Raw genomic sequence first — 12,605 nt, 5'->3', positions numbered from 1 at the left:
CCGTGCGCACCGGCGAGCTGTTCGACCTCCTCCGCGACGGACGCCCGTGGACCCGCGCACAGCTGGCCGAGGCCACCGGCCTCGCCCGCTCGACGATCGCCGCCCGGATCGACGTCCTGATGCGCCTAGGGCTCGTGTCCCCGTTCGGCGGCGCCCGGTCGACGGGAGGGCGCCCGCCCGCCCTCTTCGCGCTCAACCCGACCGCGCGGCTCGTCGTGGGGGTCGACGTCGGTGCCACCCATGTGCGGGCGGCGCTCACCGACCTCAACGGCTCGATCCTCGGCGAGGTGGACGCGAGCCTCGCCGTGGCGGAGGGCCCCGAGGTCGTGCTGTCGTGGGTGGTGGAGTCCGTGCACGACCTGCTCGCTGCGAGCGGTCGCCCGATCGAGCACCTCGCCGCCATCGGGATCGGTCTGCCCGGCCCCGTCGAGCACTCCACGGGACGTCCGATCAACCCGCCGATCATGCCGGGCTGGGACCGCTTCGACGTCCCCGGCCGCCTCCAGCAGAGCTACCCGGTGCCGGTGCTCGTCGACAACGACGTCAACATCATGGCGCTGGGCGAGCGCCGCCTGCACCTGCGTGACGTCGACGACCTGGTGCTGATCAAGGTCGCGACCGGCATCGGCGCCGGCATCGTGTCGGGCGGGGTGCTCCAGCGCGGGGCGCAGGGCACCGCGGGCGACCTCGGCCACGTCCGGGTCCCGGGCGCCGACGACGTGCTGTGCCGCTGCGGCAACACCGGGTGCCTCGAGGCGGTGGCCGCCGGACCCGCACTGGCAGCCGCAGTGCGCGCGGAGGGCATGGACGCCGAGACCGGTGGCGACGTGGTCGAGCTGGTCCGCGCCGGCAGCCGTCCGGCCATGGCCGTCGTACGCCAGGCCGGACGCGACATCGGTGAGGTCGTCGCCACCATGGTGAACCTGATCAACCCGTCGGTGGTGGTCATCGGCGGGCAGGTCGCCGGCGCCGGCGAGCACCTGCTCGCCGGGATCCGCGAGTCGGTCTACCAGCGCTCACTGCCGCTGGCCACCGAGCACCTGCGCATCGTGACCTCGCGCGCAGGTGGCGAGGCGGCCGTGCTGGGAGCCTCCGCGCTCGCGATCGAGCACGTGCTCTCGCCGGACTCCGTCGAGGCTGCGAGCGAGGCGCTCGCCCTCGCCGACGCCGCACTCGAGTCAGCGGGTCAGCGCAGCTTGTAGTCCTTGAGCAGGCTGCGCCCGATGATCATCTTCTGGATGTCGGAGGTGCCCTCGCCGATCAGCATGAAGGCCGACTCGCGGTAGAGGCGCTCGATCTCGTACTCCTTGGAGTAGCCGTAGCCGCCGTGGATCCGGAAGGACGCCTCGACGACCTCGTTGCAGTACTCCGAGGCGAGCATCTTCGCCATGCCTGCCTCGACGTCCATGCGCTGGCCGGAGTCCTTCATCCGCGCCGCCTTCACCATCATGGTGTGCGCGGTCTCGACCTTGGTCGCCATCTCGGCGAGGCGGAACAGCACGGCCTGGTGCTCGGCGATCGGCTTGCCGAAGGTCTCCCTCTGCTGGGAGTAGGCCACGCCCAGCTCGAAGGCACGGTTGGCGATGCCGCAGGCGCGGGCCGCGACGTTCACGCGGCCGACCTCGACGCCGTCCATCATCTGGTAGAAGCCCTTGCCGGGCTCCCCGCCCAGGACCTGGTCGGCGGACACGCGGTGGTTCTCGAAGACGGCCTCGGTGGTGTCGACGCCCTTGTAGCCCATCTTGTCGATCTTGCCCGGGATGGTGAGACCGGGTGCCGTCTCGCCGAAGCCGGGCTCCTTCTCCACCAGGAAGGTCGTCATGTTCTTGTACGGCGTCTCCGCGCCCTCGTCGGTCTTGGTCAGCACCGCGATCAGGGTCGACGACCCGCCGTTGGTCAGCCACATCTTCTGGCCGTTGATGACGTAGTCGTCGCCGTCGCGCACGGCCTTGGTGGAGATCGCCGACACGTCGGACCCGAGTCCGGGCTCGGACATGGAGAACGCGCCGCGCACCTCGCCGGTGGCCATGCGGGGCAGGTACTTCTGCTTCTGCTCCTCGGTGCCGTGGTGCATCAGCATGTAGGCGACGATGAAGTGGGTGTTGATCACGCCCGAGACGCTCATCCAGCCGCGAGCGATCTCCTCCACGCACAGTGCGTAGGTCAGCAGCGACTCGCCGAGGCCGTCGTACTCCTCGGGGATCATCAGGCCGAAGATGCCGAGCTCCTTGAGGCCCTCGACGATCTCGGTGGGGTACTCGTCCTTGTGCTCGAGCTCGGTCGCCACCGGGATGATCTTCTCGTCGACGAACTGCCGCACGGCCTTGAGGATCTCGGTCTGGTCCTCGGTGAGACCTTCGGTCTGGCAGAGACGCGGCATGACGTGAGCTCCTGTGCGGTCGTGGGGCGGAACGTTCCGGAGTCTAGTTACGGGTCGTTCACCTGGGCAGGGCCTGCGTCGGAGACTGATGTCACACGCCCGTGCGTGAGAGAATCGCTCCATGCGACCGACTCGTACGACCGCACCTGTCCTCGCCTTCTCGCTCGTGCTGCTCGCCGGCGCCTGCGGTGAGGGGACCAGCCAGTCCGCCGACGACCCTGCTCCGACCAGCGCGAGCCCGGAGCCCACCGCCACGGCCGAGCCGGTCGAGCCCGTCGACTTCGGCAGCGAGCCGACCATCAGCCCGAGCTACAAGGACGCCGCCCTGCGCGCGGTCGACGACGAGCTCATCACCATGGTCCCGACCGTCCTCCCCGACGGCTGGACCACCGTCGGCGGCGGCTACAGCCCCGACCCGCAGTGGTGGCGCATGGAGTTCACCGCGCCCTCCGGCGACGTGGTGCTCGACCAGCTCCCCGGCACCAGCGCCGACGTCCTGGCCGCGGCCGACGTCACCGAGGCCGAGGGGGTCGACCTCACCGACTGGGGCACCGGCACCTGGTCGGCGTGGGACCACGAGGGCGCGAGCGTGATCGCCTACGACCTCAAGGGCAGCACCGTGGTGCTCCAGGGCCCGGACGTGGAGACCGTCCGGAGCCTGGCGGAGTCGCTGCTGCCCGCCGAGGACGCGGTCGACCAGGAGGACTGACCCGCTGGGTCAGTCGTTCTCCCACGTCGGGCCGCCGCCGCGCAGGCGGTCCGGCTCGACGGTCACCATCGGGTCGACGCCGACCCGGCGACCGTTGACCATCCGCCACGACGAGTACGTCGTGGTGTAGGCGTCGCGGCTGTAGGGCTTCTGCCACATGAGGTTGAAGTTCGCCATGTAGTCGCGGACCAGGCCGCGCCCGTGCATCGAGAACATGATCTCGTCCTGGGGGGTGCCCAGGCTGGACCAGTTGGTCGAGCCGGTCCACACGATGTGCGAGTCGGGCACGCCCTTGTAGGAGCCCTTGAGCACGAAGTACTTGTGGTGGGTGTAGCGCTCGATGCTCTCCGGCATGTCGTCGATCTCGGGGTCGCCGGTGGGCACGTCGTCGCGCAGGTTGAAGCCGGTCGAGCGCAGCGGGACGCGGCCGCGGTCCGTGGGCGCACCGATCTGCTGCTTGGTGTGGAAGCCCATGAGGCCGTAGTTCACCCGCAGGCTGCACCCCTGGGCGTAGAGGACGCGGAGCTTGTCGGCGATGTAGTTGCCGCGGTTGCCGCGCATGGTGTGCATCGACAGGGCCAGCTGGGTGCGCTTCTGCGCTCCCGTCGCAGGGTCGGTGTAGACGCACTGGATGTTGTTGAGGATCCCCATGACCACGTCGTTGTTCTGCGTGGTGTAGCGGGGGAAGACGATGTTGTAGTACTTCTCCATGTCGCCGGCGGGGCACACGCGCCCGGCGGAGCAGAAGCCGTAGGTAGCCCGACGCTTGTCCCAGTCGGGGCGCATGTCGTTGAAGAGCGCCTCGAACTGCTCGAAGAGGGTGCGCTTGCCGACCGAGGTCCACAGGTCGTTCCACTGCCACCGCACCGCGTTGAGGGTCATGTTGTGGGAGCCCAGCATCACGACGTTGCGGTTCCGGCCGGTGCGCGAGAAGAGGTAGAACTTGCTGTGCAGGTTGTTGTACTCGTTCTCGTCGGCCCGGCAGCCGGACACGCAACGCTTGAGGAAGCTCGACTTCTTGGTGTTGTTGCCCAGCACCTTCTGGATGCGCACCTGCGCGCCCGGGACCAGGTGGTCGTTGAGGAGGACCTGGACCTTGACGCCGCGCCTCTTGGCGCGGATCAGCTCGTCGGCGACGACCTGGCGGTCGAGGGAGTAGGCCGAGATGATGATCTTCTCGCCCTTGGGCGTGTTGCGGATCGCGCGGAGCAGGTGGCGCTCGATGACGAAGCGGTCCTTGGGCACCATCGGGTTGTTGAACTTGGGCCCGATCGGCACCTTCCAGCGCTTGTTGGGCTTGTGGGGCTTGCGCGCCGCGAGGGGCGTCGCCCGCAGCTCGGAGGTGGACACCGAGCCCCCGGGTGCAGCGGCGCCGGCGGACGAGGCACCCATGGCGGGCGCCATCAGCGAGGCGGCGAGCCCACAGGTGGCCAGCAGGGCGATGAGCTTCGAACGCACGTACAACTCCCTCAGGGTGCCCCATGGCACCCGGGTCAGTGATTCCCCCGGGACCGCGGCGGCACGTCACCCGTGCTCGCGCGGACGTCGGCCACGATATCAGCGACCAGGCGGGCGGCCGATTCGAGCAGCTCGTCGGCCGTGACGGTCGCGGGCTCACGACCGGCACTCCTCCCGTCCTCGTCAGCGCGCTCCCCCACCCCCAGGGAGGGGAGGTCCCCGAGCACGTCGAAGCCCCGCGCGGCGATCAGGTCGGCGGCGGCGCGGTCCAGCTCGGCGAAGCGGGCACGGTGGTGCTCGGGCAGCCCGCCGCGCTCGCGCGGCTGCCGCGCCAGGAGGTCCTCGGCGAGGTAGCCGCGGATCCACACACCGCGGTCGTGGGCGGAGTACGCCGGCAGGTGCTGGTTCACCAGGCGCAGCGTCTCGATCTGCACGATGCCCAGCGCCGGGTTCACCGACTCGGTCGGCACGTCGTAGGCGTCGGGGTCCAGGCCCAGCACCTGGGCGAAGTGGCGCCAGTGCAGGTCGGGCGCCTGCCCGCGGCCCGGCATCACCAGCACGTGGACCCGCTCCCCCGGCAGGTCCGGGGTCCACCGCTCGAGGACCCCGGCGAGGTCCCAGGTGCGCATGCTGAACTCGGGCCCACCGGCGGGCCGGCCGGCCATCACGTCGTCGAGGCCGACGCTGCTGCCGTTCTTCACCGACTCCTGCCACCCGGCCGAGACCACGCTGGCGGCGTCGCGGGCGGTGACGAGGAGGTGGACCTCGGCGTCGGGGAAGGCCCCCACCGCGCGGGAGGCCTGCTCCGCGGTGGCGCCGCAGAGGAACTCGTGCGTCAGCAGCACGTCACCGTCGTACGCCGTGGCCTCGTCGACCAGCCGCTGCCAAGCGCCCGGCGCGTTCTTGTGCCGCTTGGCCAGCCGCGGGCGCTCCTGCAGGTCGAGCGCTGCCCAGAGGTGCTCGCGGTGCCCGAAGCCGGGAACGAGGAGACCGTGGGACCGCAGCCGGTCGCGGTTGGCCCAGACGACCTGCTGGAGGTAGGTCGTCCCGGTCTTCGGCAGGCCGATGTGCAGGAAGACCCGGCGCGGACGGCCGGCGCCCGGGCCTGGGCTCAAGAGAAGTCCCCGCGGTACTTCCCGAGCAGCTCCTCCAGCCTCTTCTCGTCGCGGGCGGCGACCGGGAGGAGGAGCTCGGAGACGACGTCGGTGAGCTCGGCGAGGCGCACGTTGAGGGCCCGGTTCTCCTGCACGGCCTCCTCGAGAGCGGCGACGCGTCGCTCGAGGTCACCCCCCTGGGTTCCCTGCCGCTTCTTCAGTCCGAACATCCCTGCTCCCTCACACGTTCCAGTCGATGATCATGCGGCACACCTGCGAGCTCCCGGGATCCGCCGAGACGCGCTCACGCACCTCGTGGAGGATCCGGCCGCCCGACTCGGCCACCTCGGCGGCCACGACCGCAGGGTCGAGGGGCTTGCGCGCGCCCGTACGCCGAGCGTAGCCGTCGCGGCCCTTGTCGCTGAGGAACTGCAGGTGCAGCGTCCCGGTCGTGCCGGCGACCATCATCCGCGCCGAGCGGAGCATGTTGAGCCGGCCCCGGTGCCCGAGCCGCTCGATGACGTGGACGCAGCCCACGGCACGCGGGCCGGGGGTCCGCGCGACCCACGCCGACACCGCGAGGACGTGGCGCAGCTCGAGCAGGTTGAAGAGCTGGAAGCTCACCCGCGGGTCGTCGGCGCGACGCTGCGCCTCGGCCTCGTAGGCGAAGGGCTGGAAGTCCAGACCGATCGCGCGGGTGCCGCGGTCGGCGAAGAAGGCCACGTCCGCGCCGCGGCCGCAGCCGATGTCGACGTACGTCGCCAGGTCGGGGTGGCGCTCGGCGACCTCGCGGGCGACGGCGGAGACCGACGGCTGCTGGTGGATGGTGCGCTTGTGGTAGCCGTGCCACCCCGCGCGCCCGGTGCGCATCCCGCGGAACCAGCCGTTGAACAGCTCGATCGTGCTGGCCGGGGTGGTGAACTTGTAGGCCGGGTCCGGCACGCGCCAGCTCGGCCCGTAGGTCGCGGTGAGGAACTTGTCGGTGTTGGCCGGGACCGGGAACTCGCGGCCCTCCAGCGAGGCGGTGCCGAGGGGGTAGATCCAGTCGCGCCGGAACGGGACGGCGATCTCGCCCATGAGGTAGAGGGTGCCGTCGCGCATGAAGCCGCCGAAGACGTCCAGGCCCCGGTCGAGCCCGTCGCTCTCGCGCACGTGCACCTTGAGCGCGATGGCGCTGTAGCGCGTGACGCGGTAACCCATGTCGGTGAGCGCACGCTGGATCCGGAAGGACTCGCGGATGACGTCGACCGGGTGGTCGTAGGTGCTGACGTAGCCGAGGTCGGCGTCGCTGTCGTGGCCGATCAGCCCGCCGTCACGGATCGCGCCCAGGGCCGTGCCGTAGGCCAGGAACGCGTCGAGCCCGACCTCGCGCAGTGCGCCGAGGACCTCCTCGATGGCGTCGAGCAGCGGCTCGACGTGGGCGGCGTCGCGCAGGTCGAACGTCTCGACCAGCTTGAGCGACTTGTCGAGGGCCAGCGGCCGCCCCGCCGGGTTGACGACCTCGATGCGCCCCTGCTTCTCGCCGAGGTGGACGGTCGCGGCGTGGAGCACTGCGCCGCTGCCGGGGTCGGTGAGGGTGAGGTCGGTGGTGCCGTCGATGTAGGGACGCAGCGGCTTGGGCCACCGCACGAGGTGTCCCTCCTCGCGGGGCTCACCGTCGCGGTGCAACCAGAACGACCAGATCCGCCGGCCGTCGAAGGCGACGTCGACCAGCTGCTCGCGGGGGCTGGCGAGGAGCAGCCCCTCGTTGTCGATGCGGTGCACGTCCAGCGCGCCGGCACGCCGCAGCTGGCCCAGTGACTTCACGCGGCGGAGTATATCGAGGCCGCGACCGGTCACTGGCCCTCGGTCAGCGTGGCCCCGGAGTGGACCATGGCGTGGTCGGACGCGCGCCCGGCGTCGGTGACGGCGTAGCCGTCGAACGCGACCCCGGTGGAGCCGAAGACCCAGTCCACCTGCATGCTCGCCGGCGGCGCGCAGCCGGCACCCGTGCTGCCGCCGGACGCCGAGGAGAAGACTCCGCCGGCTGTGAAGCGGCAGAAGATCTCCGCGCGTTCGTTGAAGTCGCCGGTGACGATGACAGGGGTGCCGTCCTCGGCGTGCAGCGACGTCAGGTGGGCGATCTCCATGCCGGCCGCCATCGAGCGCCAGCGGGCGTTGTTGCCGAGGTTGGGGGTGTCGGCCGGGTTGTGGAAGTTGGCGAACCAGGCGCGACGGCCCGTGGTGGTCGACTCCAGCAGCACGACCGGCATCTCGATCCGGCTGCCACCGGCGTACGGGATCGGCAGAGTGTGTGCCTCGACGAGGCGGAACATGCTCGAGCGCCAGGCGATGTTGAAGCGCACCGACTTCGTGCCGAGCGAGAGGCCGGGGTAGAGCGAGTACTCGCCCGCGCGGGCGGTGAACATGTTGTGCTGGGTGGACTCGAACTCCTGGAAGCCCACCACGTCGATGCCGTTGCCGCGCAGCATCGAGATCGCCATGTCCATGCGCGGGCCCGCGTCGGGGTAGGAGGCGGGCTTGTTGCCCCCCGGGCCGGTGTGCGAGTCGCCGAGGACGTTGAAGCTCGCGACCCGGAAGGACACGGGCTGGGTGCGCGCCTCCAGCTGCTCGGACACGCGCTTGGCCAGGCGGCGCTGGGCGGCGCGGAAGCGCTTGACCGACCGGTTGAGCGCGGCCTCGGCCGAGGCGCCGTCGGCCGAGCCGGGCTCGGCCTGGTCGCCGTCCCCGCGCCCGTCACCGGCTCCGCCGTCGGAGCGGCCAGCGTCCTCGTCCGCGTCCGGTTCCGAGGGTGCAGAACCGGGTGCGTCGGCAGTCTCCGAGCTCGCCGGGTCGGCCGACGGGCCGACCGGGCCGGGGCCGGAGAAGAACGAGGCCCAGACCACCGCCGGGACGAGCAGGAGCACGAGCACGGGTGCCCACACCTGCGCACGCGGCCGGGGACGGCCGGGCACGCTCGGGGAGGGATCCTTGTGCTTCACGGCCACCTTCTGCGAGAACGGGAGCCGGAGGTTCGCGGCAGACCTCGACGCAGGGCGGGACCGGCTCGTGAGGCCAGCCTAACCGACGATCAGGACCCCGGCACCGCCAACGGGTCGAAGGCGGAGAACAGCTGGAGGGGGTCCATCGTCGACCCCGGCACCGGCGGCAGGCCGAGCGAGCGGGTGACCAGGTTGGCGACGTCGCCGACCCGGACCGGCTGGGTCCCGGAGTAGCCCGGTTGCTGCTTGCCGGGCGACGTGAGCGCCGGGTTGAGGGCGTACAGGTCACTGCCCGGCGCCACGCCGGGGCCGGTGACCCACATCGGTACGCGGTAGCTCTGCTTCCAGGTGGTCGACGACCCCTTGGTGCGCTGCGCGCCACCCGTGCCGGTGACGACGAGCAGGGTGGTGCCGTTCATCACCGACTGCTTCTCGATGCTGCGACGGATGGCAGCGATGCGCTGGAACGTCTTGCGCACCGCCTTCTGGTACTCCGGGCCGGTGTAGCCGTCGGCCTGGCCGGCCTTCGTGACCCCCGAGAGCTCGATGACGCTGAGGTGGCTGGCCCGGCGCGCGATCTTCTCGCGCCACCAGCCGACCGCGGCGGCGTCGTCGCGCTTGACCTTGAAGGAGTCGATCTTGGCGGTGCCGTCGTCCTTGCCGTAGGGGTCCTTGCCGCCCGACTTCCGGTTCCAGCTCCGGCGGAGCAGCTCGGTCTGCGGGCGCGAGGCGACGAAGGTCGTGCGGTGCGAGGTGTTGTGGGTGAGGTCGAAGATGCTGGAGACGTACTGCCCGGCCGAGGCGTGCACGGTCGAGGGGAGCGCCTTCTTCTGGCCGACACCGTGCCCCCCGCGCTTGGGGAACACCCGTCGTCCGCTCAGCAGCGAGGCCAGGTTCGCGTCCGGGCCGGTGTTCTCCACCACGGTCCGCGCGTTGGTGGTCGAGGCACCGTTCTGGGTCAGGCGGCCGATCTCGGCGAGGTCGGCGCCGAAGCCGTTGACGACGGTCGAGGTCAGGCCCGGCACCGCGACGACCACGACGTGGTCGATCACCGGGGGCGCGGACGCCGGCACGACGACGTTGGCGTCGTAGAGGGGGTGGTCGCTGGTGCGCGCGACGTAGTCGTTCCAGTAGCGGGTGTAGCCGTTGAAGAAGACGTCCTTGGACCCCATGATCCAGTCGATCGCACCGTTCGTGGGGGCCGAGCAGGTCGAGCCGTCGACGTAGCCGCCGCTCGCGGACCACAGGTCGGCGCCCGGTGCCACGGAGCAGTAGTAGCGTGCCCGGTCGTTCTTGTCGCCGAGCGAGATGAAGGCCGCGTCGGGGTGGGTGGTGCGCAGCTCGTTGGCGAGCGCGACCTCCATCGCGAAGCCGGCGTCACGCCACTGCTGGGCGGGCCCGCGCACGTCGGCGGGGTTGTGGGTGTTGAAGAACCACACGCGGCGACCGGTGTCCTGGTTCTGCAGCAGCACGGCGGGCATCCGGCTGGGCACGCCGTCGAAGTAGGGGATCGGCAGCGTGCGGGCCTCGAGGAGCTGCCAGACCGAGGTGTCCCAGCCGATCGAGTTGACCGAGGGGCCAGCAGGGTTGTCGAGACCCGGGTAGGTCTGCCACGAGGCGCCCTTGAGCTCGGCGAAGCGTGCGGCCTGCGGCGGCTGGAACTCCTGGAAGCCGACCACGTCGAGGTCGCGCTCGTCGAGGATGCTCACCACGCGGTCCATGCGCACGACGCCGGAGTCCCAGCCCTTGCGCTTGCCGCCGGGAGCGGTGTGGTCGGCGCCGAGGACGTTGAAGGTGCCGACGCGGAACGAGGTGGCGGGCGTCGTCTGGACCGCCTCGTCGGAGACTGCTGCCGCCGAGGCGGGCGCCGACGGGCTGAGGAGGAGGCCGGTGGCCAGCGTCAGCGCGACGGCGCAGAGGCGTCGTACGGGGCGCGTGGTGCGCTGGGGAGCGGTCGTGCCGAACATGCTGGGAGCCTCACAGTCGTCGGGGAAGTGGCGTCGTCGAGGTGTACCGACCAGGCCACTGACCGCGTCAGACCGGCCCCGATCGATGTGACAGAAGTGACTAAAGCGATCAAAGGGTAACACCTGTGCCCGGGTGTGGCCCGGACTCCGCGAGCCCCACGCACGCTACGGTTGCGGACGTGAGCACCACCCCGACCCGCGTCTTCGTGGCCCGGCTCGTCGGGCTGCCGATCTTCGACCCCCAGGGCGACCAGGTGGCCAAGGTGCGCGACCTGGTCGTCGCGCTCCGCACCGAGACGAGCCAGCCGCGCGTCCTCGGCATGGTCGCCGAGGTCTTCGGCCGCCGCCGGATCTTCGTCCCGATGACCCGGGTCACCGCCATCGACAGCGGTCAGGTCCACACCACCGGGCTGCTCAACATGCGCCGCTTCGAGCAGCGCTCGACCGAGACGCTCGTGATGGGGCAGATGCTCGACCGGACGGTCACCATCAAGGACCCCTCGGGCGGGACCGGCGTCACCGGCGTCGTCTTCGACGTGGCGATGGAGCAGGCCCGCAACCGCGACTGGGTGCTCTCGCGCGTGGCGGTGCAGGAGCCCAGCAAGGGATTCCGCCGGCGCGGGCAGACCCACGTCGCCGAGTGGCGCGACGTCACCGGCCTCACCCGCCACGAGCCGGCGCAGGGCGCGACGCACCTGATCGCCGCGCTCAACGACATGCGCCCCGCCGACGCGGCCAACATGATCCACGACCTCCCCCCGGAGCGGCGTACGGCCGTCGTGGCGGCCCTCGACGACGAGCGCCTCGCCGACGTGCTGGAGGAGCTGCCGGAGGAGGACCAGGTCGAGATCCTCGAGCACCTCGACTCCGAGCGCGCCGCCGACGTGCTGGAGGAGATGTCGGCCGACGACGCCGCCGACCTCATCGCCGACCTCAACCCGGAGACCGCGGCCACGCTGCTCGGGCTGATGGAGCCCGACGAGGCCGAGGACGTGCGGCGCCTCATGTCGTACGCCGACAACACCGCCGGCGCGATGATGACGCCCGAGCCGGTGATCCTCTCCCCCGACGCCACCATCGCCGACGCGCTCGCCCACGTGCGCAACCCCGAGCTCACCCCGTCGCTCGCGGCGCTCGTCTACATCTGCCGCCAGCCGCTCGAGACCCCCACCGGTCGCCTGCTCGGTGCCGCTCACATCCAGCGCCTGCTGCGCGAGCCCCCGTCGACTCTGGTCGCCGCCGCCCTCGACGACTCCATGGACCCGCTGCGCGCCGACGCCTCCATGGACGAGGTGGCCGCCCACCTCGCGACCTACAACCTCGTCGCCGCGCCCGTCGTGGACGACGAGGGCCGCCTCATCGGCGCGGTCACCGTCGACGACCTGCTCGACCACATGCTCCCCGAGGGCTGGCGCGACCGAGCCCCGCGACCGGGCCCGATCGCCGGCCCGGGCAGCGGAGGGGGTGGGCGATGAGCGACAACCGCCGCACCCGGCTCGACACCCCGCGCGACACCCGTCGCCACCTCGTGCGCCGCCCCTCCTACGACTCCGACGCGTTCGGCTCGTTCGCCGAGCAGTTCGCCCGCTTCATGGGCACGGCGAAGTTCCTGATGTACATGACGCTCTTCGTGATCGTCTGGATGGCGTGGAACACCCTCGCGCCGGCCGACCTGCGCTTCGACGAGTTCCCCTTCATCTTCCTCACCCTCATGCTGAGCCTGCAGGCGTCGTACGCCGCGCCCCTGATCCTGCTCGCGCAGAACCGCCAGGAGCAGCGCGACAAGGTGGTCGCCGAGCAGGACCGGCAGGCCAACGCCCGCGCCCACGCCGACATGGAGTTCCTCGCCCGCGAGGTCGCCTCGCTGCGGATGGCGGTCGGCGAGGTGGCCACCCGCGACTTCCTCCGCTCCGAGCTGCGCGGCCTGCTGGGCGACATCGAGGACCTCTCGACGCGCGGTCCGGACGACAGCGCGCAGGCCCCTCCGGACCGGGTGCAGCGGCCGGGACAGTGAGC

11 protein-coding genes are annotated in these 12,605 nt (G+C 71.2%); 4 read left to right on the top strand and 7 right to left on the bottom strand.

Annotation, left to right across the window (positions count from 1 at the left end; all coding sequences use genetic code 11):
• The first annotated feature begins 2 nt into the window (after positions 1-2).
• The gene (locus tag CFI00_RS05945; protein WP_242532709.1) at positions 3-1,202 is read left to right on the top strand and encodes an ROK family transcriptional regulator; all 1,200 of its coding nucleotides are present in this window, start codon (positions 3-5) and stop codon (positions 1,200-1,202) included.
• Here CFI00_RS05945 and CFI00_RS05940 read toward each other — a convergent pair.
• Entirely contained in the window at positions 1,187-2,380 is a 1,194-nt protein-coding gene (locus tag CFI00_RS05940; RefSeq protein ID WP_207084330.1) for an acyl-CoA dehydrogenase family protein, read from the bottom strand. The genes CFI00_RS05945 and CFI00_RS05940 overlap by 16 nt on opposite strands.
• A 121-nt stretch (positions 2,381-2,501) precedes the next feature.
• Here CFI00_RS05940 and CFI00_RS05935 point away from each other — a divergent pair, with 121 nt between their 5' ends.
• A complete protein-coding gene (locus CFI00_RS05935) occupies positions 2,502-3,089 on the top strand; it encodes a hypothetical protein (protein ID WP_207084329.1) in 588 nt (195 codons plus the stop codon).
• Positions 3,090-3,098: 9 nt separating this feature from the next.
• Here the strand turns inward: CFI00_RS05935 and CFI00_RS05930 are convergent, their stop codons facing one another.
• The 6 genes from CFI00_RS05930 to CFI00_RS05905 form a co-directional block, all read right to left on the bottom strand.
• The gene (locus tag CFI00_RS05930; protein WP_207084328.1) at positions 3,099-4,547 is read right to left on the bottom strand and encodes a phospholipase D-like domain-containing protein; all 1,449 of its coding nucleotides are present in this window, start codon (positions 4,545-4,547) and stop codon (positions 3,099-3,101) included.
• A gap of 35 nt (positions 4,548-4,582) precedes the next feature.
• Complete coding sequence (locus CFI00_RS05925; RefSeq protein ID WP_207084327.1) at positions 4,583-5,662, bottom strand: hypothetical protein; 1,080 nt, start codon at positions 5,660-5,662, stop codon at positions 4,583-4,585.
• A complete protein-coding gene (locus CFI00_RS05920; protein ID WP_207084326.1) occupies positions 5,659-5,871 on the bottom strand; it encodes a DUF6752 domain-containing protein in 213 nt (70 codons plus the stop codon). Before CFI00_RS05920 ends, CFI00_RS05925 begins: the two co-directional genes overlap by 4 nt.
• Positions 5,872-5,881: 10 nt before the next feature.
• Positions 5,882-7,447 carry a hypothetical protein gene (locus CFI00_RS05915; protein ID WP_207084325.1) on the bottom strand — a complete coding sequence of 522 codons (1,566 nt, stop codon included), beginning with the start codon at positions 7,445-7,447 and terminating at the stop codon, positions 5,882-5,884.
• 29 nt (positions 7,448-7,476) lie between these two features.
• Positions 7,477-8,622 carry an endonuclease/exonuclease/phosphatase family protein gene (locus tag CFI00_RS05910; protein ID WP_207084324.1) on the bottom strand — a complete coding sequence of 382 codons (1,146 nt, stop codon included), beginning with the start codon at positions 8,620-8,622 and terminating at the stop codon, positions 7,477-7,479.
• Positions 8,623-8,711: 89 nt separating this feature from the next.
• A complete protein-coding gene (locus CFI00_RS05905) occupies positions 8,712-10,589 on the bottom strand; it encodes a hypothetical protein (RefSeq protein WP_207084323.1) in 1,878 nt (625 codons plus the stop codon).
• A 179-nt stretch (positions 10,590-10,768) separates the two neighbouring features.
• Between CFI00_RS05905 and CFI00_RS05900 the strand changes: the two genes are divergently transcribed.
• A complete protein-coding gene (locus CFI00_RS05900; RefSeq protein WP_207084322.1) occupies positions 10,769-12,064 on the top strand; it encodes a CBS domain-containing protein in 1,296 nt (431 codons plus the stop codon).
• Complete coding sequence (locus CFI00_RS05895) at positions 12,061-12,603, top strand: DUF1003 domain-containing protein (protein ID WP_207084321.1); 543 nt, start codon at positions 12,061-12,063, stop codon at positions 12,601-12,603. The genes CFI00_RS05900 and CFI00_RS05895 overlap by 4 nt, the downstream gene beginning before the upstream one ends.
• The last annotated feature ends 2 nt before the right edge of the window (positions 12,604-12,605 follow it).

Origin of the sequence: Nocardioides sp. S5 (assembly GCF_017310035.1) — a bacterium.
In the GTDB taxonomy this organism is placed as follows: Bacteria; Actinomycetota; Actinomycetes; order Propionibacteriales; family Nocardioidaceae; genus Nocardioides.
This window is presented reverse-complemented; position numbering and strand designations above follow the sequence as displayed.

Coding starts and splice junctions, on each gene's coding strand:
- CFI00_RS05905 (WP_207084323.1), bottom strand. CDS start 10,589: ATGTTCGGCACGACCGCTCCCCAGCGCACCACGCGCCCCGTACGACGC.
- CFI00_RS05935 (WP_207084329.1), top strand. CDS start 2,502: ATGCGACCGACTCGTACGACCGCACCTGTCCTCGCCTTCTCGCTCGTG.
- CFI00_RS05940 (WP_207084330.1), bottom strand. CDS start 2,380: ATGCCGCGTCTCTGCCAGACCGAAGGTCTCACCGAGGACCAGACCGAG.
- CFI00_RS05920 (WP_207084326.1), bottom strand. CDS start 5,871: ATGTTCGGACTGAAGAAGCGGCAGGGAACCCAGGGGGGTGACCTCGAG.
- CFI00_RS05895 (WP_207084321.1), top strand. CDS start 12,061: ATGAGCGACAACCGCCGCACCCGGCTCGACACCCCGCGCGACACCCGT.